The organism is Chryseobacterium sp. FP211-J200 (assembly GCF_001643375.1).
Classification (GTDB): Bacteria; Bacteroidota; Bacteroidia; order Flavobacteriales; family Weeksellaceae; genus Epilithonimonas; species Epilithonimonas ginsengisoli.
This window is the reverse complement of sequence record NZ_LSHB01000030.1, coordinates 23180-43024: the sequence shown is the minus strand read 5'-3', so window position 1 is coordinate 43024 and position 19845 is coordinate 23180. Positions and strand designations below refer to the sequence as shown.

Sequence of the window (19845 nt, the reverse complement as noted above, 5' to 3'; positions counted from 1 at the left end):
TTAGGGTTTCATTTTTTACAAGTGCAAAATTACCCATAATCGACCAAAATCAAATGATAATGGACTGGAAAATTGCATAAAAAACGCTATTTTTGTTATCTTAAAATTTCGAGAATAGAATGGATTATCTGAAAGGACTCAATAAGCCTCAGCTTGAGGCAGTTACCACATTACAAGGACCGTTGATGGTTTTGGCAGGCGCAGGTTCTGGCAAGACACGGGTTCTCACAATGCGGATCGCCCATCTGATAAAAAATGGAGTAGACCCTTTCAATATTTTGTCGTTGACTTTTACCAACAAAGCGGCGAAGGAGATGAAGGAACGTATCGCAAAAGTAGCTGGCCCAAGTGATGCAAGAGCGCTTTGGATGGGAACTTTCCACTCGGTTTTTGCAAGGATTTTGAGAAGCGAAGGCCATCATCTCGGTTATCCTTCCAACTTCACGATTTACGATATGCAGGACGCTTTGAATGTAATGAAGAAGGTCATCAAAGACTTGAACATCGATTCAGAAATCTATAAAGCGAAAAAAGTACTTTCGAGAATTTCTCAGTATAAAAATAATCTTATCACGGTCAATGCCTATTTCAACAATCCGGAATTGATGGAAGCCGATGAAAAGGCGAATATGAAACAGATTGGCAATATTTACAAAAAATATGTGGAAGTCTGTTTCCGAAATGGTGCGATGGATTTCGATGATTTGTTATTGAAAACCAATGAGTTGTTGACGAGATTTCCAGAAGTTTTGGCTAAATACCAAGACCGATTCCGATATATTTTGGTGGATGAGTACCAAGATACGAATCATTCCCAGTATTTGATTGTCAAGGCTTTGGCTTCAAAATTTGAAAATATTTGTGTGGTTGGAGACGATGCACAATCCATTTACTCTTTCCGTGGTGCGAATATTTACAACATTCTCAATTTCAAAAAAGATTATCCCGATGCAGTCACGGTTTCATTGGAACAAAACTACCGTTCGACCCAAAATATCGTGGATGCAGCGAATGTTGTGATTTCTAAAAATTTACAGCAATTCAAGAAAAATGTTTTCAGTGAAAATGAAGTCGGCGAAAAGATAAAAGTGTACCGAAGTCTTTCTGATGCGGACGAAGCCAACTTTGTTTCTGCCAATATTTTCGAAAAACATAACACGCAACAACGTCACTTCTCAGATTTTGCGATTCTGTACAGAACCAATTCACAAACCAGAGCGTTTGAAGATGCGTTGAGAAAAAAGAATATTCCGTACCGAGTTTACGGCGGATTGTCTTTCTATCAAAGGAAAGAAGTGAAAGATTTATTGGCTTACCTAAGACTTTTGGTGAATGAAAATGACTCTGAAGCTTTGGCCAGAATCATCAATTTTCCAGCGAGAGGAATTGGTGAAACGACTCAAAATAAACTGATTGTTTTTGCAGATTCTCAGAATGTGCCAACGACTCAGGTTTTGGACAATCTCGGTTTCTATGCGCCGCAATTAGGCTTGAATAATGGAATCATTACCAAACTCGGCGATTTCTGGGCGATGATAAAGGCCTTCCAAGTAATGCTAAAAACCGATAACGTTTACGATGTTGCGATGGAAGTAGCGAAACGAAGCGGACTCATCAAACTACTGAAGGAAGACCAAACGCCGGAAGGTATTTCCAGAGTTGAGAATATTCAGGAATTACTGAACTCGATGCAAGGTTTTATTGAGGAACAAATTCAAGTGGAAGGTGGCGACCCAAGTTTGTCCAATTTTATGGAAAATATTGCATTGTCTTCTGATACTCAAAATGATAAAGACGACGATACTAACAAAGTGTCGTTGATGACCATTCACTTATCCAAAGGTCTGGAATTCCCTATCGTTCACTTGGTTGGCTTGGAAGAAAATCTTTTCCCTAGCTTTATGAGTTCGTCCACAAGAGAAGAATTGGAGGAAGAAAGACGTTTGTTTTATGTCGCTTTAACAAGAGCCGAGAAGGAAGTTTTCTTCACTTATGCCGTTTCCAGATTCCAATGGGGAAAAATCACCGATGCAGAACCTTCACGATTCTTGAGCGAAATCGATTCAAAATATATTGAATTAATCAATCCTTTGAATGAGTTGAAATTCATCAACCGTTCTGGAATCGATTCCAATATTTTTGATGATGCGCCCTCTGAACCTCGATTTTTCAAAAAGAAAGAGGAGAAGAAAACGCTGGAAAGAAATATCAATGCGCCAGTTCCAAAACAATTGAAACCGGTTGCAACCGCCAGAATCATCAATCCTACGGGGCAATCTTCGCAAGATATAGAAGTGGGAGACAACGTGAGACACGACCGTTTTGGCGTTGGAACCGTTGAGTTTTTGGACGGAACGGACCCTCAAAACATCAAAGCAAAAGTGATTTTCAAAAATGAAGGCGAGAAAAATCTTATCCTGAAATTTGCGAAATTGACGAAAATATAAAGAGACAAGAATAAAGGCAAAAGATTCAAAAAATAATTTTTTTAACCACAAAAGTCACAAAAGAATTAGGTGAAACTAATTCTTAAGAAAGAACAAAAAAGAATTGCATTGATGTGATGCTTTTTTGAACTTTTGAAAAACTTAGAAAACAAGACAAACTTTTGTGACTTTTGTGGTTAATATTTTAATAATAAAAAAGCCAAAAGCAATTCGCTAGAAGCCAAAAGCAATACTATGATTCGAGCAAAAAACATACATAAATTTTACGGAACTTTGGAAGTTCTGAAAGGCGTTGACATCACGATAAAAGCGGGAGAAGTTGTTTCTATCGTTGGGGAATCCGGCGCGGGAAAATCTACGCTTCTTCAGATTCTGGGAACCTTGGACAATCCTTCTGACCCGGACAAATACGGAACCGACATCGCTTTGGATGGCAACAGTTTTCTGAAAATGAAAGACCGAGAATTGTCAAAATTCAGAAATAAGAATATTGGTTTTGTATTTCAGAATCATCAGTTGTTGCCAGAATTTACAGCTTTGGAAAATGTTCTTTTGCCATCCAGAATTGGTGGAATTCCTGAAAAAGAAGTTTTGGAAAAAGCACATTCATTGTTTGAAGATTTGAATATCGCCAGCCGATTGCACCACAAGCCGTCTCAACTTTCCGGTGGTGAATCTCAGAGAGTTGCAGTTGCGAGAGCTTTGATTAATTCTCCAAAAATCATCTACGCAGATGAACCGACAGGAAACCTCGATTCCAAAAATGCAGATGCGCTTCATCAATTGTTTTTTGATTTGAGGGACAAATACCATCAGACTTTTGTGATTGTGACGCACAATTCTGTTTTGGCGGAAAGTACGGATAGAAAGTTGGTGATGAAGGATGGACAGATTGTTTTGTAGATATTTTATTGATAGTTTGTGAAAAGAATTCTTAAACTTATACTGTTATTTATTCTTACTGTTTCAATTTTAGGAGCAATTTATTTTATTTCAAAATGGAACAAAATAAGTTATGATGAGAACATAGATAAATCAAAAGGAATTAAAATTCTTGACAAAAAAATATTTCAGAATTTTTTTTTAAATTCTTATTTAGCAAAAGTAAAAACTGATTTTGAGCTATTTGAAAATAAAAGTGATACTGTAAGTTTTAATTTTAATTCTACCTTAAACCCCAAATATCCAAATCTTCTAATTTTAAGATTTAACCGTGGAGACGGTTATTCGGGGATAAACATCAATGTTTTGAAGTATAAAAACTATTTTTATACAACAGCAGAATCATATACAGATGTTGTTTCTACTTCTGATTTTTTAGAATCCGAACCATATATTATAAAACAACAGAAATTGACTTTAAACAAATCAAATTATAAAAAGGGAGATAGTATTTATGGTAAAATTGAATTAGAAATAAAATTTACACCTAATGATTCTATTTATAATGCGAAGGGATATTTTAGAAGTCTGATTGAGTAACATCAATATTATTTTTTTGAAATTCCCGTTTAGTTTGATAAACACAATTTCTTGAAACCATTTTTACTATTTCTTCTCTCGTTTCTAATGATTTCCTGCGAAGTAAAATCTCAGGAAAATCATTCCATTCATTACGCAAGTCCTGAAGCGAAAATCTCTCAGAAAATAGCCGAATTAAAAGCGTTTTTGAAAGAATCAGATTACAATTCGGGTAAAGCTTTTTTAATAGATTTCTCAATCTCATCTTACAAATTCAGCTTTTTTGTAGTGGATTTGAAATCGGGAAAAATTGTACAAAAAGGGTTAGTTGCACACGGTGACGGTTCGGAAGATGGAAAAGTCAATGGTAATTTGAAGTTTAGTAATATTGACGGTTCACATTGTTCGTCATTAGGAAAATACGTAGTTGAGGAGAAATACAAAGGAAAATTCGGGATGTCATACCGATTGACAGGACTTGATGAAACCAATAGCAATGCAAGGAACAGAGCCATCGTTTTGCACAGATTGAGTTGCGTTCCGGATGTGGAACAGTCCGAAGAAATTTGTTTAAGTTTCGGTTGTCCAATGGTTTCCGATAATTTCTTCAAAATTCTGGAACAACATATAGATAAATCTGATAAAAAATTGATAATTTACGCCTATAATTAATTTTAAAACCCAGTACCAAAAACCTTGAACCTAAAATCCCTTGCGGAAGACGACCGCCCAAGAGAAAAATTCCTGTTGAAAGGGAAATCGGCAGTTTCGGATTCGGAGTTGTTGGCCATTATTATGGGAAGTGGAAATCGGGAAGAATCTGCAGTGGAATTGGCAAGAAGGATTTTAAATTCAGTAGAAAACAATTGGCACCGACTAAGTCAGCTTTCTATAAAAGATTTGACAAAATTCAAAGGTGTAGGCGAGGCAAAAGCCATTTCTATTGCCACAGCTTTGGAAATCGGGAACAGGAAGTCTCAGCAAGAAGTTTTGGAAAGGCAGCAAATCAGTAGTAGCCAAGATGCTTTCGAGATTTTGCAACCGCATTTGTCAGATTTGCATACGGAAGAATTCTGGACGATTTTCCTCAATCATCAAAACAAAATCTTGTACAAAACCTGTCTTTTCCGAGGCGGAATTGCGAGTTCTGTTGCCGATGTTCGTGTGGTTTTCAAAACGGCTTTGGAACATTTCTCCACCCAAATTATCATAGCACACAATCATCCTGCTGGCAGTTTGAAACCGAGCAAAGAAGATATTAATATCACTCAAAAGATAAAAGACGCAGGCAAATTATTGGACATCGATCTGCTCGACCATCTGATCCTGACTCAGAATAAATATTATAGTTTTAAAGACGAAGGTATTTTGTAATGATAGAAAGAATTAAGTATCAAGATATTGATTTTGAAAAATATAACAATTGCATAGAAAATTCTGTTCAGAAAAATTATTATTGTGAAAAAGAAATACTCGATTTCTTAAGCAAAAATTGGGAACTTTTGGTTTATGGCGATTACGAAGCCGTGATGCCAATTCCGTTTGTGAAAAAGACTTTTTTCAAGGTAGTTTTAATGCCTTTGTTCTGTCAGCAATTGGGGATTTTTGGAAAGTCTAATGAATTAATTAATGAAAAATTTCTAAAGTTTTTGAAGACCAATTATAATGTCATCAATTATAGTTTCAATTTTCACAATGACTTTGAAACCAAACTCGTTACAAAGAAAAATTTCTATCTTCCAGTTCAGGAATATGCTTTTCTCAGACGCAAAAAATATTTTAAAGGAAGAAAGTCAACTGTGAAAACCGCGCAATATCTCGAGTTCAGAGAAGTATTTGCAAAAAAGGATATTTTGGAATTCATCAAAAATAATTTCAAAGGTTTGGAAAAGGAGAGTGATATGGATTTCTTTATTCAGTATCTTTTGTTCCTGGACAAAAAAAAGCAACTAAAAATGTTCGGAAGTTATTATGAAGAAAATTTAACAAACGTGGCAGTTTTGATTGATAATGAAAACTATTTCTCGCTTCTGGGACTTCTGAATAACGAAGAACTGAAAAACCACAACGGCGCCTCTTTTCTGATAGACAGGATTTTACATTTGAATATCGAAACCAAAGCCTTCAACTTTATGGGCGGAAGCATCCGTGGCATCGAGGTTTTCTTCAAAAGTTTTGGCTCCGATCTGCAAGAATATCACGTGATTCAAAATTCAAAAAAAGATTTGATCAAAAATTGGCTAAAAATTTCTTAATTTTGCAGTCCGATTTCAGATATGTTTGATTCAGAATATTTTCCTTACGCTGTAGCCGTTATCATCGCATTGCCATTTTTGGTTTTTGCGAAACAGTTCGTGAACAGCTTTATCAGGTTCAAAAAACAGGAAATTAATTTCTTGGCAACCAAAACCAACAGCGAGATCAAACTTCAGGCTTTGGAAAGAATGACCTTATTTTTGGAACGTCTGAAACCATCAAATCTCGTGATGAAATTTGATAAAAACCTACAGCCGCACGAGTTTATCTTCCTTACCGAAAAAAACATCACCGAGGAATTCGAATACAATGCTTCTCAACAACTATACATTTCAAAATCGTCTTGGGAGGATATCATCACAAGCAAAAACAACATTCTTCAGAGCCTTCGCAAAACCTACGAGGAAATGAATGAGAACTCAAAACTGGAAGACTTCAAAACCGTTTTTCTAATGAGTTACCTCAATTCTGAAGACTATATCTCGGACACGATCGAGAATCTTAGAAAAGAACTTAACAAAATAATATAAACACTAAAAGATACATGATTCCAAATTTTAAAGCCCATCCGTGGCACGGGATTTCAGCTGGAGACAACGCTCCAGAAGTTGTAAACGTTTTCGTAGAGATCGTTCCTACAGACACTATCAAATATGAAGTTGACAAAGAAAGCGGCTACCTGAAAGTAGATCGCCCACAAAAATTCTCCAACATCATCCCGGCAATGTACGGTTTTGTACCAAGAACATATTGCGAAGAAGAAGTGAAGAATCTAGCAGTTGCTACTGGCGCAACAGACGTTACAGAGGGAGATCACGATCCTCTGGACATCTGCGTTCTGAGCTCGCACAATTTCACTTCAGGCAACATTCTTTTGCAAGCGATCCCAATTGGAGGTTTCCAAATGATCGACAAGGGCGAGGCAGATGACAAGATCATCGCAGTATTGGTGGAAGATCAGGTTTACGGTCACATCAGAGATATTTCTGAGTTGCCAACTGCTGAAGTTAACCGTCTTTTGCATTACTTCTTGAGCTACAAAAACTTACCAACTGAGCCTGCTAAAGTGAAGATCGACCTGATCTACGGCGCAGACCAAGCAAGAAAAGTAGTTGTGGCATCTCAAAAAGATTACACAGACAATTTCGTTGGCAAATTGAAATAATAGTTAGTCATATCAATTACAAATGCCATCTTTACTAAGGTGGCATTTTTGTTTAAATATTTTATTATCAGTTATTTGGGTGCCTTATCCGTCTTCCGTTCCCAAACCTAACGAAGTGGTTCGACGAAGTCAATCTTTTTTGCCTAGTTTTCCAGGCACAAAAAAGGATTTCTACTCAAGCTGGGGCGCGCTTCGCCCAGATTGAAGATTTGTTGATCATTTAGCTCCAGTTTTATATCTGAATGTCACACTCAGCGAAGTCGAGGTGTTTTATGAAAGCAATTAAAGAAGTTTTCCCGTAAGGAATAATCCCGCAACAGAAAAGTAGATGATCAAACCTGTAACATCCACAAGGGTTGCCACAAAGGGAGCAGAAGAAGTTGCTGGGTCCAGCTTCAGCTTTTTGAGAACAAATGGAACCATAGAACCAGATATCGTTCCCCAAAGTACGATGAGCATTAGAGAAACACCTATACTCAATCCTACAAAAGTCCAGTGTTCTCCGTAATCGAAGAGTCCGATCTTTTGCCAGAAAGCGATTCGCATGAATCCAATAATTCCTAAGATACTTCCTAGAAATATTCCCGTGAAGATTTCCTTTTTCATGACGTACCACCAGTCCTTCAAACCGATTTCCTGTAATGCCATTGCCCTAATGATAAGCGTTGCAGCCTGCGAGCCGGTATTTCCACCACTCGAAATGATCAATGGAACAAACAAAGCCAGGACAACCGCTTTCTGAATCTCATCTTCAAAATAACCCATGGCAGAAGCGGTCAACATCTCAGAAAAGAAAAGTACAATAAGCCAAAAACCTCGTTTCTTCACCATTTCAAAAATGGAAGTCTGTGTGTATGGCATATCCAACGCATCCAAACCTCCAAATTTTTGGATGTCTTCTGTATTCTGAGATTCGATTTGGTCTAGGATATCATCGATGGTTACAATTCCTACCAAAACGCCATTCTCTGTGATGATCGGCAAAGCACTTCGGTCATATTTTTCAAAGTAGGGAACTGCATCTTCCTTGGAAGTTGTGGTTGTGATTGCTACAAAATGGTCATCCGAAAGTTCAGAGATCAATTGATCTTCATCCGCCAGTAGGAGAGAACCAATTGTAATATCATCGATCAAAATATTCTTTTCATCAACAACATACAGGAAGTTAAGCGTTTCCACTTTTTTTCCCACTTTTTTGATCTGTTGCAGACAACGTTTTACCGTCCATTCTTTACGGATCTGAACGTAATAAGGTGTCATCAATCGCGCGATAGAATCAGCCTCATAACCCAAAAGCTTCAAAGCAACTCGTCGTTCTTGCGGATTCAGAAGGTTGATGGATGATTTGATCAATTCATCTGGAAAATCCTCAAAAAGCTGGGTTCTGTCGTCAGGCGACATTTCATTCAGGATATCAGAAACCTCGTGGCTTGCAATGCTTCTAATGGTTTCTTCCTGGAAATCAGGATCTAAGTGGGAGAAAACATCTGCTTTCTCTGACTTTGGTAATTTCAGAAATTGCAACAGACGTTCCTTCACTGGCAATTTGCTCAGTGATTCTGCAACGTCGGCTGGATTCAATATAATTTCTGGATTCTCGATCTTAAGGATTTTTGCATTGCAAAAGTATTAAAATCTGAAAGAATTCCTTTAGAAATAGATTAATATAATGTGAATAAAAATTAGTTTAGAATAGAAAAAACTTAGTTTCTCAATTCTTTGTCCATTTTTCTGATTGCACCTTTTGTTCCGATGATCACAGAATTGGATGCAGAACCTAATAATCTGCCATTGCCTTTGTAGGTATCGTACGAAGTTTCCATGATAAAATAACCATTGGAATCGTACAGCTTCATACTTACGATCACTTGATTGGAAAACACATACTTTCCAAACCCCACTTTGAAGTATTTCACCTTTGGTACCACAGCAATATCCGCATTATTGTTCAGACAGATCTCCTTGACCATTTTTGTATCCACGTCATCAAAGGAAATGGGCGTGTCCACTTGGAGATACTTGATATTTCCAAGCGCCTTCATCTTGTCGGATGTTGCACTGTAAAAAGCTGTGTAAGTTGGTTCTTTGATCTCAGTAATGTCAGGAAATACTTCTGGATTGAAGTATAGGACAGTTTTGATCTTAGAAACTTTGATATCTTTATTCTTGTATACCAAAGCATCTCCATAATTTGCGCAGGAAATCAGGAGGCTTGACAGATAGAATGTTAGAAAGAGAGAGAGTAGATATTTTTTCATTTGTTTTTTGCAAAATTACAATCAAATTTCAATATTTCAATCAAAATTTTAAGATTTTTTTAACAGAATTCAATCACGCTTATTTTAGGTCTTTCAATCATTAATCATCACATTTTTATTACTTTTGTTTTTATGACTTCAACAGACAAAAGATTATATCTCATAGATGCGTACGCCATGATATTTCGTGGTTATTTTGCCTTCATCAAAAATCCTAGGATCACGACAAAAGGTATCAATACTTCTGCCATTTTCGGTTTCACCAATTCTTTGATCGAATTAATTAAGAGAGATCGCCCAACGCATCTGGCTGTCGTTTTCGATGTGGGCCGAACAAATGTTCGCCACGATGATTATGCAGAATATAAAGCCAATCGTCTGGAAACGCCGGAACCAATTCTCTTGGCAAAGCCATTCATCAATGATATTTTGAATGCAATGCACATTCCAATCTTGGGAGTTGAAGGCTATGAAGCGGATGATGTCATTGGAACGATTGCCTGCAAAGCGGAGAAACAAGGCTACAATGTCTTTATGGTAACGCCTGACAAGGATTTTGCACAATTGGTGACAGATAAAATAAAAATCTACAAACCCAGCATGAAAGGTAGCGACATCGAAATCCTTGGTGTTGAAGAAATTAAGGCCAAATACGAGATCAACGACCCGAAACAGATCATTGATTATCTAGGAATGATGGGCGATGCTGTTGATAATATTCCAGGTTTGGATGGTGTTGGTGATAAAACGGCTAGAAAATTCATTCAAGAATTTGGGTCGATGGAAAATCTTTTGGCAAACACGCACACGCTGAAGGGAAAAATGAAAGAGAAAGTAGAAGCCAGCGCAGAGCGTGGCATTTTATCTAAAAAATTAGCAACGATTATCTGTGACGCTCCGATTGAATTCATCGAAGAGCAATACGATCTGGATATGCCAGATTTTGATAAAGTGAAAGAGATCTTTGACGAATTGGAATTCCGAAGATTGTACGAGAATCTTTACCGCGCATTTTCAAACAAAGAATATGTGCAAGAATTGATGGAAGTTGAAAATCCTAATGACGGAAAAGTTGAGACATCCAATGCGCCAAACAAAAATGGAATGATGGATATGTTTGCCACTTTCGAACAGCTAGACCAGGCAACCACTACAAAATCAAACATCGAAGGCAACGACCATCTCTATCAATATATCAATGATCCAAAAGCGCAGAGAATTCTTTTAAACAATCTCCTCAAGCAAAAATCGGTTTGTTTTGATACAGAAACGACTTCGCTCAATGAGTTGGAAGCGGAACTGATCGGGATGAGTTTCTCTTATAAAAAAGGTTTAGCTTATTATATTCCAATCTCTGAAAATAGGGAAGAAGCACAAGAAACGATCGAACTTTTCCGACCATTTTTTGAAGCTGAAGAAGTTTTGAAAATTGCTCATAATCTGAAATACGATGCAAAAGTTCTTCAGAATTATAATATCGATGTTAAAGGTAAAATCTTTGACACCATGATCGCACATTACCTTTTGAATCCCGATGGCCGACACGGAATGGATTATCTGTCCGAGATGTACCTCGATTACAAACCAGTTTCCATAGAATCACTTATTGGTAAAAAAGGGAAAAATCAATTGACGCTTCGTGAAGTTGATATCGAAACGCAAACGGCTTATGCTGCGGAAGATGCAGACGTGACGTTTCAATTATATGAATTGTTTGCGCCACAATTAGCCAAAGAAAATTTGGAAGAATTGTTCTACAATGTCGAAATGCCCTTAATGCGTGTTCTTGCGAAAATCGAATTGACGGGCGTAAAACTCGATAACAATTGGTTGGCGCAAGAAAGTATCGATTTGGAAAATGACCTTCGCATTTTAGAATCCAAGATCTTTGAATTGTCTGGAGAAAATTTCAATATGAATTCTCCGAAACAGCTGGGCGAAATTCTTTTTGATAAAATGCAATTGGATCCGAAAGCTAAAAAAACAAAAACCGGACAATACGCAACTTCTGAAGATGTGCTTCAAAAATTGTCTTCGAAACACGAGATCATCGCTTCGATTCTGGAATACAGAACTTTGCAGAAATTGAAATCAACCTATGTTGATGCGTTGCCAAGTCAAATTGATAAAAAAGATGAACGTGTTCACACGACTTTTGCGCAAACTGTCGCAGCAACAGGACGTCTGGCAAGTGTGAATCCGAATCTTCAAAATATCCCGATCCGAACTTTAAGAGGACAACAGATCCGTGGTGCATTTGTTTCTGATGAAGGAAAAAAGATCATCTCCGCCGATTATTCTCAAATTGAATTAAGATTGATTGCCGAAATTTCCGGCGAGCAAAATATGATCGCTGCTTTCCAAAATGGTGAAGATATTCACGTTTCGACGGCGGCGAAGTTGTTTGATATTCCATTGGAAGAAGTGACGAAAATCCAAAGAGGTCAGGCGAAAACGGTGAATTTTGGAATTATTTATGGTCAAGGTGCCTTTGCCTTAGCCGAACAAACCGGACTTTCCAGAACCGAAGCGAAAAAGATGATCGATTCTTATTATGAATCTTATCCGCGTTTGAAAGAATATATGGCAGAGCAAGTCAAGAAAGCTCAGGATCTAGGTTATGTCCAAACGATTCTTGGTAGAAAACGCCATTTGAAAGATATCAATTCCAGCAATTTTGTAGTTAAAGCCCACGCCGAAAGAAACGCTGTGAATGCGCCAATCCAAGGTAGTGCAGCCGACATCATCAAATTGGCAATGATAAAAATTGATGAAGAATTGGAAGCTCAAAACCTTCAAACCAAAATGCTTTTGCAGGTTCATGATGAACTACTTTTCGAAGCACCGATTGATGAAGTAGATGTTGCGATGTCATTAATTAAAAAAGAAATGGAATCTGCATTCGTTACGACAGTTCCGCTTTTAGTCGAAGTTGGTGTTGGAAATAACTGGTTGGAAGCGCATTAATTATAGTATTAATTTTTATCTTTATTAAAATTAAAAAACATACAATATGAAAGCAGTAGTATTTTACGAACACGCCACTGACAAAACAATGGATGAGTTTATGGCCGTTTTTCCACGCCACGAAGTATTGGAGGAAGAGTTCATCAAGTCTGGAAAAGTTTTGGGAACAGGCGCTTTTGCCAATGAGGGAGAAGGTGCAATGGCAATCTTCATCAATAAGGAAGCTGCGGAGGAATTTGTAAATGGTGACCCTTTTGTTCAGGAAGGTTTGATTGCAAAAGTGACCATCAGAGAATGGAATGATGAATTAGCTTAAAAATTCAGAACTATGATTTCACTGGTTATTCCCAAGCTTCCTTTTATCAATAAGGAAAAGACAATTGATTATTATTCGAAATTAGGTTTTGAATTGGTTGCAGACCATGGCGATTATCTGATCACGAAATATCAGGAATTGGAGATCCACTTTTTTAGCTTTGAAAATTTGGTTCCGGAAAAATCGGATTTTATGATTTATCTGAGAATTGAAAATGAGATTGAAAAATTGTATCAAGAAATTCAGGATCAAGGCATTGAAATCCATCCCAACGGAAAATTGGAAACAAAACCTTGGCATATTAAAGATTTTTCGCTGATCGACCCAAGCGGAACATTATTGACTTTTGGAGAGAAAAATTAATTAAAAATCATCAATTATGATAGAAAATACCACATCTGTACCTTTTCTTGTCGGTTCCGTATTTCTGTTCGCAGGAATTCTGATGTTTGTGTTTCCTCCAAAAAAGATCAATTACCTCTATGGTTACAGGACAACAAGTTCTATGAAAAACTTGGAGCGATGGAATTTTGCTCAAAAGTTGTCTTCCAAATTATTGATGGTCTTCGGGATTCTACTTCTAATAACAGGAATTATAGGCTTATTTTTCTTTTCAGATCAAAATGTGATCAATACGATCGGAATAGTAGAAACAATATTACTGGCCATCTTTTTATTTGTTAAAACCGAATTTGATTTAAAGAAAAAATTTGGTAAAACTTTGTAACAATCCTTTTATAACACCGACTTAATACTAAATTTACTTTATGAAAAATATAAAACTATACGGTTTCCTTGCTGGTTTTGCGTTGTTGCAAAGCTGCTCGGCCGCAAAAAACTTCACTTATGAAGGCAAAGGTTTCAAAGACGCTTATAATAAAATTAGTCTTGAAGATCTCAAAACAAACCTTTATGTGATTGCTGCCGACGATATGGAAGGTAGAGATACGGGAAGTGCAGGTCAGAAGAAAGCCGGCGTTTATATGATCGAGCAATATAAAAAATATGGTATCGGTTTTCCTGAAGCTTTGGGTTCGTACTATCAAAAAGTGCCTACTGAAGCGATGAAAAAATATGGTGAAGCCTTGCCAGATTCTGAAAACATTCTAGCCTATATCGAAGGAAGTGAAAAGCCCAATGAGGTGATTGTCATCTCTGGACATTATGATCACGTTGGAACAAAGAATGGCGTTGTTTACAATGGAGCAGACGACGATGGAAGTGGAACTGTGGCGGTAATGGAAATCGCAAAAGCCTTCCAGGAAGCTAAGAAAAAAGGTTATGGTCCAAAACGTTCCATCCTTTTCCTTCACGTGACAGGCGAGGAGCACGGACTTTTCGGTTCCGAGTATTATTCTGACAATCCAGTTTTCCCTTTAGCAAACACAGTTGCTGACCTTAATATCGATATGATCGGGCGCGACGATCCGGAAAACAGAGGCAAACAATATGTGTACGTGATCGGCTCCGAAATGTTGAGTACAGAACTTAAAAAGATCAATGAAACTGCGAACCAAAAATCTGTCAATCTGGAACTTAATTATAAATATGACGACCCGAAAGATCCACAGAGATTATATTACAGATCAGACCACTATAACTTTGCAAAGCATAATATTCCAGTGGCATTCTTCTTCGACGGAATTCATGAAGATTACCACAAACCATCAGATAAACCTGATAAAATAGACTATCCACTGTTGCAGAAAAGAACGCAATTGGTTTTCACTACAGCTTGGGAATTGGCAAACAGACCAGAGAGGATCAAAGTTGATGGGAAGAGTAACAGATAGAGTTTAGAATCTAGAAATTAGATTTTGAATTTTTTATAACAGAAAAGACGACAGAATATGTCGTCTTTTTTGTTTTTATTTGATCCTTACAAAAGTAAATCAATTAGTCAAAGTCCGATTTTGAAATAGTAGTGTTCGAACCGTCCAAAAATCTGTACAGAAAAGGCGCTTTGTTAGCAGAACCACTGTAATGTTTTTCCAATCTTTCCAGGATGTTCATTCCGAGGATCTTTCTCTGGAAATTGTTGCGTCTGAGCGGTTCTCCAAGGATGGCTTCATAAAGATGTTGCAACTCTTTCATCGTAAATTTGTCCGGAAGAAGATTACTTCCCATCACCTGATAATCAATATTTTTTCTGAGATAGAGTAGTCCTTTTTCTATCATTTCCTGGTGATCGAAGGCCATGTTTGGTAACTCGCTGACATTGAACCATTGGCAAACTTCATTGAAGGAATCTGGGAAAGTGTAGGTCAAAGTATAATCTATTAAGGCACAATAACCTACGGAAATAAAACGCTGATAGATCCAGTGATTTTGGTCCACTTCGATATTTCTATTTTCAAGTAGTTTTTGATGTGTATTGTTTTCGGTTCTTTTGATGTCTCCAAAGGTATAAAATTGCTCCAAAAATACGTCCGAAAGGTGTGTTCTTTCGTATAAAGTTCTAGCAGCTGCGTCATTCAGATTCTCATCATTGAAGATAAATCCGCCTGGAACAGACCAGAGATCAAGGTCATGATATTTCAGGAGCAGAACCTTCAGCGTATCCTTGTGAAACCCGAATATCACACAGTCCACAGAGACGTGTTCTACGAAATCATTGGTGTCTATTAATTCTTTAAGATTTTGTTTATTCTTGGTGTTCTCGGTCATAGGTTATTGGCGTTTTATTTAGGAAAAAAGTAAGGCCAAATATAATTAATAATGGTAATAAAATAAATAAAGGGTAAAAATTACTTACATCTTTGTAAAAAATGATTGCCATATAGAGCGATCCTACAGAACTTCCCAAAGAGGAAAATATGACAACGATTGATACCAAAAGGTGCGTTTTTTCTTTCGGAACCTTATTCAATATCTCAGAGTTGTAAAGTGGGAAAAGTGGTGCAAGGAATAGGCCAACCATTGGCATTAGGAATATTAATGAAAATTTGAAATCAACGTAGAAATAAGAGATCAATACTTGGCAAATTCCTAATATTACGAAGACCATGAAAAGACAGACCAATACAAATCTGAACCAATGAAACCTCAATATCAATCGACTTGTGATCAATCTTCCAACAAATGAGAATAAGGCCAAAAATGCAGAAGCCTGCAATGCAAAGTAAGAATTGATCTTCAGATTATTCTTGAAAAAGCTTGGAAGCCAGGAATTAAAACTCTGTTCTATAAAAACCATGAAGAAGACGATGATGAAAAAATAAACGAGCTTTGGAGTTAGAAAGAATTTCCACTCGCCGGATTTTTTTCTATGATCATTGTTTGGTTCTTCATCTATTTTTGCAGCTCTCAGCATCAGAAGTGTGATGATACTTAGAAAGGCAATGATCCAAAATCCAAACTTCCAATAGTTTGCATAAGAACTGGTCAGCAATGTTCCGAAACCAATATTCACGAAAAATATCCCAAACATAAATGAAGCGTCCACACTACTGATTGCACTTGACAATTGCTCATCCTTAAAATTATTCTTTATAATACTGAAGACGGAGATCTTCGCCAACGCAAAACTGACGCCCACAATACTCAACCAGATCTTGAAGAACCAAAATGCATCTACCAATGGCAGTGCGATGCAACTTACCAGGATAAAGATCAATGAGAAAATCAATGCGTTTTTGTTTCCTGTCTTAGCGATCAGGTTCACACAAAATAAAGACATGATTGCCATCGGAATATCTTTGAAAGACTCCAAAACACCCAAACCTTTGTAAGAAACCTTCTCCGAAAGTTGGAGTATGATCACGCCCATGCTGTTCAATAACATAGAGAATATCAGAAAGCTTAACATGAGCGGTATCTTTATTCTATTTTTATTAACATTCATTTAATCCAAGTTAACTTATTTTTAACATTCACTCACTTTTTCAGGGATTTCAAATGTACAAAAATTAACGGAATTTATGATAAGTACCTCACTGAAAATCCCATCAATAAAAGGAAAACAAAAAAAATAAAATTTTATTTTGTGATGTGAAAAAATAAATTACTTTTATTGTCTCAGTTTGAGATTAACAAAAATTAATTAAAATATGAACTTAAAGTATTCAAAATGTCTTGGGCTAGCGGCTGTTCTCTACTTTACAGCCAACTACTCAGCTCAACAACGGGTAAGTGACACGACTTCTAAAGAAAAAGTAATAGAAGAAGTCGTGGTTATCGGTTATGGGACTCAAAAGAAAAGTAATGTAACAGGTGCAATTGCTAGCATAAAAGCTTCGGATATTGAAAACATTCCGGCAGGAAAGCCTGAGCAAGTGTTACAAGGTAGAGCTGCTGGTGTATCGGTAGTTACGAACTCTGGACAACCAGGTGCCGCAGCTACGGTGCGTGTAAGAGGAATCACCAGTTTCGGTGCAGGAAGTAATAGTCCTCTTTGGGTAGTTGATGGTATTGTCGTGGATAATATTGGATGGTTAAACCAGTCCGACATAGAAAGTATTGAAGTTCTAAAAGATGGGGCTTCATCTGCAATTTATGGGGTTTCTGCGGCCAAAGGAGTTATTCTTGTTACCACTAAAAAAGGCAAGAAAGGGAAGCTTGGTCTCTCATATAATGGATTTTATGGATTTGGAAATGCTGCAAAAAAATTAGATCTTCTCAATGCTACAGAATATGCTACAATTATTAATGAAGCTTTTTCCAATGACGGAAAACCAATTCGCTACGCAGATCCATCAAAATTTGGTAAAGGTACAGATTGGCAAGACACTATTTTTGGAACGGGCGAGAAATCAAATCATGAAGTGAGTATTAATGGAGGAAATGAGAAATCTACATACTATGCTTCATTTGGATATTTTGATCAAACTGGAATTGTAATGAGTGATATCTCATATTACAAAAGACTCAATGCAAGATTAAACTCAACACATAAAGTTACAGATTGGTTGACAGTTGGGCAGACTTTTGCGTACACACATACAAAATCTCAAGGTATCAGTGCAAATGAAGAATATGGTGGTCCTTTAGCTTCTGCTGTTAACTTAGACCCTACAACTCCTGTTGTCGTAAAAGATTGGTCTATGGTAGATCCTAGTGGTTACACAAATCAATATATAATTCGTGACCCTAATGGAAATCCTTATGGAATTTCACAGTATGTAAATCAAGAAATGACCAATCCAAGGGCTTTTCGTTACATACAACAGGGAAATTATAGCTGGTCTGACGATTTAGTTGCGAATGTTTTTGCTGAATTAAAACTTCATAAGAGCCTTACATTCAAAACGAGTTTAAATGGTAAAAAATCATATTGGGGAAGTCGTTCGTTTATGCCAAAATATTATTTAAGTCCTAACTACAGTAATACTGGTTTTAATAGCTTGAATAAGGTAGATGAAAATAAATTCGAATGGAGTATGGAAAATACTTTGAATTATCAAAATAGATTTGGTGATCATAATTTGAATGTATTAGTAGGACAAGGGGTGTATAGATATAATATCTCTGGCGGTACTAGTCTCACATACACTAATTTACCGATTGATAACTGGCAGGATGCCTCTTTCAACTTCAATATTCCTCAAGATGATATTACAGCAACTGGATGGGATGGGATACAAACACGTAAAGCATCTTATTTTGGTAGAATTATTTATGACTATGCAGATAAGTATCTATTTACGGGAACTATTCGTAGAGATGGTTCATCAAAATTTGCAACGAAAGAACATTGGGGAACTTTCCCATCTATGTCTATTGGTTGGAATGTTAATAAAGAAAACTTTTGGCCAGAAAATAAAGTTGTCAACAATTTGAAACTTAGAGGAGGTTATGGCGTTTTAGGAAATGATGAAATGGAAAATTTCAGATTTGCTAGTTTCATGGTTTCTGGGAGTAATTACACCAATGCTGGCAACAATATTATTATTGGATATGCGCCAAGTACAATGGAAAATCCCAATTTAAAATGGGAAGAAACCAGCCAGTTAAATATTGCTGCTGATTTGAAATTATTCAATAATTTTACATTGACGGCAGATTGGTATAAAAAGAAAACAACCGACATCCTAAGACAAATTAATATTCCTGGTTATGTAGGGGTTCCTAATTTACCATGGTCAAATGTTGGAGATATGGAAAATTCAGGACTTGAGCTGGAGTTAGGCTACAAGAAGAACTGGAATGACTTCGGAATCTCTGTCAACGGAAATTTTGCCACTATAAAAAACAAAGTCCTTCGTTTAGAGGATGATATTGACTATTTCAACCTTGCTTCTTTCCAAACCATGGGAGCCGTATCTAGAGTACAAGTTGGTCAGCCTTATGGTTCTTTTTACGGTTACACATATAGCGGAGTATTCCAAAATCAAGCGCAAGTCGACTCCTATGTCAACTCAAATGGAGAAAAATTATTGTCTAGTGCAAAACCAGGAGACTTTATTTGGCAAGACAGTAATGGAGATGGAAAAATTGATGATAATGATAAAGTCAACTTGGGAAGTTCTATCCCAAAATATACTTTTGGTTTGACTGTAAACTTGAACTATAAAAATTTCGATTTTATGGCGTTTGCACAAGGACAGGCAGGTAACAAAATATTCCAGGGTCTTAGAAGATTAGATATGCTTGACGCAAATTATCAAACAAAGATTCTAGATCGTTGGACTGGTGAAGGATCTACAAACGATAATCCAAGGGTTACTAGAGACGATTCTAATCATAATTATTCTTGGATGTCTAATTATTACCTTCAAAAAGGAGATTATGTTCGTTTAAAAATTATTCAATTGGGATATACTATTCCTCAAGACGTTACAACTCGATTTGGGATGAGTAAAGTAAGGCTTTACATAACAGGAGAAAATGTATTTACTTTCACAAAATATACTGGCTATGATCCAGAGATTGCAGGAAGAAATAACTCCGAGCAAGATATTATTGGGGTTGATAGAGCTTATTATCCACAAGCTAGAACATTCTTAATAGGTGCAAATATTCAATTTTAATTCTTAA

General features: G+C 36.7%; 18 protein-coding genes. 14 read left to right on the top strand and 4 right to left on the bottom strand.

The annotated features are described in order from the left end of the window. Window positions 1-119 precede the first annotated feature (119 nt). The 8 genes from AXA65_RS10655 (at window position 120) to AXA65_RS10620 (ending at window position 7329) form a co-directional block, all read left to right on the top strand. Complete coding sequence (locus AXA65_RS10655; protein WP_063970087.1) at window positions 120-2447, top strand: ATP-dependent helicase; 2328 nt, start codon at window positions 120-122, stop codon at window positions 2445-2447. 234 nt (window positions 2448-2681) lie between these two features. Then, window positions 2682-3350, top strand: a complete 669-nt coding sequence (locus AXA65_RS10650; RefSeq protein ID WP_063970086.1) for an ABC transporter ATP-binding protein — start codon at window positions 2682-2684, stop codon at window positions 3348-3350. Window positions 3351-3368: 18 nt separating this feature from the next. After that, on the top strand, window positions 3369-3929 hold the full coding sequence (locus tag AXA65_RS10645; protein ID WP_063970085.1) for a hypothetical protein: 561 nt from the start codon (window positions 3369-3371) through the stop codon (window positions 3927-3929). Between the two features lie 51 nt (window positions 3930-3980). Next, entirely contained in the window at window positions 3981-4580 is a 600-nt protein-coding gene (locus tag AXA65_RS10640; protein WP_063970084.1) for a murein L,D-transpeptidase catalytic domain-containing protein, read from the top strand. 24 nt (window positions 4581-4604) lie between these two features. Beyond that, window positions 4605-5282 carry a RadC family protein gene (radC, locus tag AXA65_RS10635; RefSeq protein ID WP_063970083.1) on the top strand — a complete coding sequence of 226 codons (678 nt, stop codon included), beginning with the start codon at window positions 4605-4607 and terminating at the stop codon, window positions 5280-5282. Beyond that, a complete protein-coding gene (locus tag AXA65_RS10630; RefSeq protein ID WP_063970082.1) occupies window positions 5282-6163 on the top strand; it encodes a hypothetical protein in 882 nt (293 codons plus the stop codon). The genes radC and AXA65_RS10630 overlap by 1 nt, the downstream gene beginning before the upstream one ends. A gap of 21 nt (window positions 6164-6184) precedes the next feature. Continuing rightward, on the top strand, window positions 6185-6694 hold the full coding sequence (locus AXA65_RS10625; RefSeq protein WP_063970081.1) for a hypothetical protein: 510 nt from the start codon (window positions 6185-6187) through the stop codon (window positions 6692-6694). A gap of 14 nt (window positions 6695-6708) precedes the next feature. Beyond that, window positions 6709-7329, top strand: a complete 621-nt coding sequence (locus AXA65_RS10620; protein WP_063970080.1) for an inorganic pyrophosphatase — start codon at window positions 6709-6711, stop codon at window positions 7327-7329. 282 nt (window positions 7330-7611) lie between these two features. Here the strand turns inward: AXA65_RS10620 and mgtE are convergent, their stop codons facing one another. Further along, window positions 7612-8910 carry a magnesium transporter gene (mgtE, locus tag AXA65_RS10615; protein ID WP_228391667.1) on the bottom strand — a complete coding sequence of 433 codons (1299 nt, stop codon included), beginning with the start codon at window positions 8908-8910 and terminating at the stop codon, window positions 7612-7614. A gap of 122 nt (window positions 8911-9032) precedes the next feature. Further along, on the bottom strand, window positions 9033-9587 hold the full coding sequence (locus AXA65_RS10610; RefSeq protein WP_063970078.1) for a hypothetical protein: 555 nt from the start codon (window positions 9585-9587) through the stop codon (window positions 9033-9035). Window positions 9588-9719: 132 nt separating this feature from the next. Between AXA65_RS10610 and polA the strand changes: the two genes are divergently transcribed. Genes polA through AXA65_RS10585 form a run of 5 tightly spaced genes read left to right on the top strand, consistent with a single transcriptional unit; the run spans window position 9720 to window position 14663 of the window. Then, on the top strand, window positions 9720-12554 hold the full coding sequence (gene polA, locus AXA65_RS10605) for a DNA polymerase I (RefSeq protein WP_063970077.1): 2835 nt from the start codon (window positions 9720-9722) through the stop codon (window positions 12552-12554). A 46-nt stretch (window positions 12555-12600) separates the two neighbouring features. Then, a complete protein-coding gene (locus tag AXA65_RS10600) occupies window positions 12601-12870 on the top strand; it encodes a YciI family protein (RefSeq protein WP_063970076.1) in 270 nt (89 codons plus the stop codon). A gap of 12 nt (window positions 12871-12882) precedes the next feature. Next, window positions 12883-13233 (top strand): bleomycin resistance protein, encoded by a 351-nt coding sequence (locus AXA65_RS10595; RefSeq protein WP_063970075.1) that lies wholly within the window; start codon window positions 12883-12885, stop codon window positions 13231-13233. A gap of 16 nt (window positions 13234-13249) precedes the next feature. Then, window positions 13250-13597, top strand: coding sequence for an SdpI family protein (locus AXA65_RS10590; RefSeq protein WP_063970074.1), 348 nt, complete (start codon window positions 13250-13252; stop codon window positions 13595-13597). A gap of 40 nt (window positions 13598-13637) precedes the next feature. Further along, window positions 13638-14663, top strand: coding sequence for a M28 family metallopeptidase (locus AXA65_RS10585; protein WP_063970073.1), 1026 nt, complete (start codon window positions 13638-13640; stop codon window positions 14661-14663). Between the two features lie 103 nt (window positions 14664-14766). Here AXA65_RS10585 and AXA65_RS10580 read toward each other — a convergent pair whose 3' ends face one another. Further along, window positions 14767-15537 carry an NUDIX hydrolase gene (locus AXA65_RS10580; protein WP_063970072.1) on the bottom strand — a complete coding sequence of 257 codons (771 nt, stop codon included), beginning with the start codon at window positions 15535-15537 and terminating at the stop codon, window positions 14767-14769. Beyond that, window positions 15515-16678, bottom strand: a complete 1164-nt coding sequence (locus tag AXA65_RS10575) for an MFS transporter (RefSeq protein WP_228391666.1) — start codon at window positions 16676-16678, stop codon at window positions 15515-15517. Before AXA65_RS10575 ends, AXA65_RS10580 begins: the two co-directional genes overlap by 23 nt. 241 nt (window positions 16679-16919) lie before the next feature. Here AXA65_RS10575 and AXA65_RS10570 point away from each other — a divergent pair, with 241 nt between their 5' ends. Then, window positions 16920-19838, top strand: a complete 2919-nt coding sequence (locus AXA65_RS10570) for a SusC/RagA family TonB-linked outer membrane protein (protein WP_063970070.1) — start codon at window positions 16920-16922, stop codon at window positions 19836-19838. Window positions 19839-19845 lie beyond the last annotated feature (7 nt).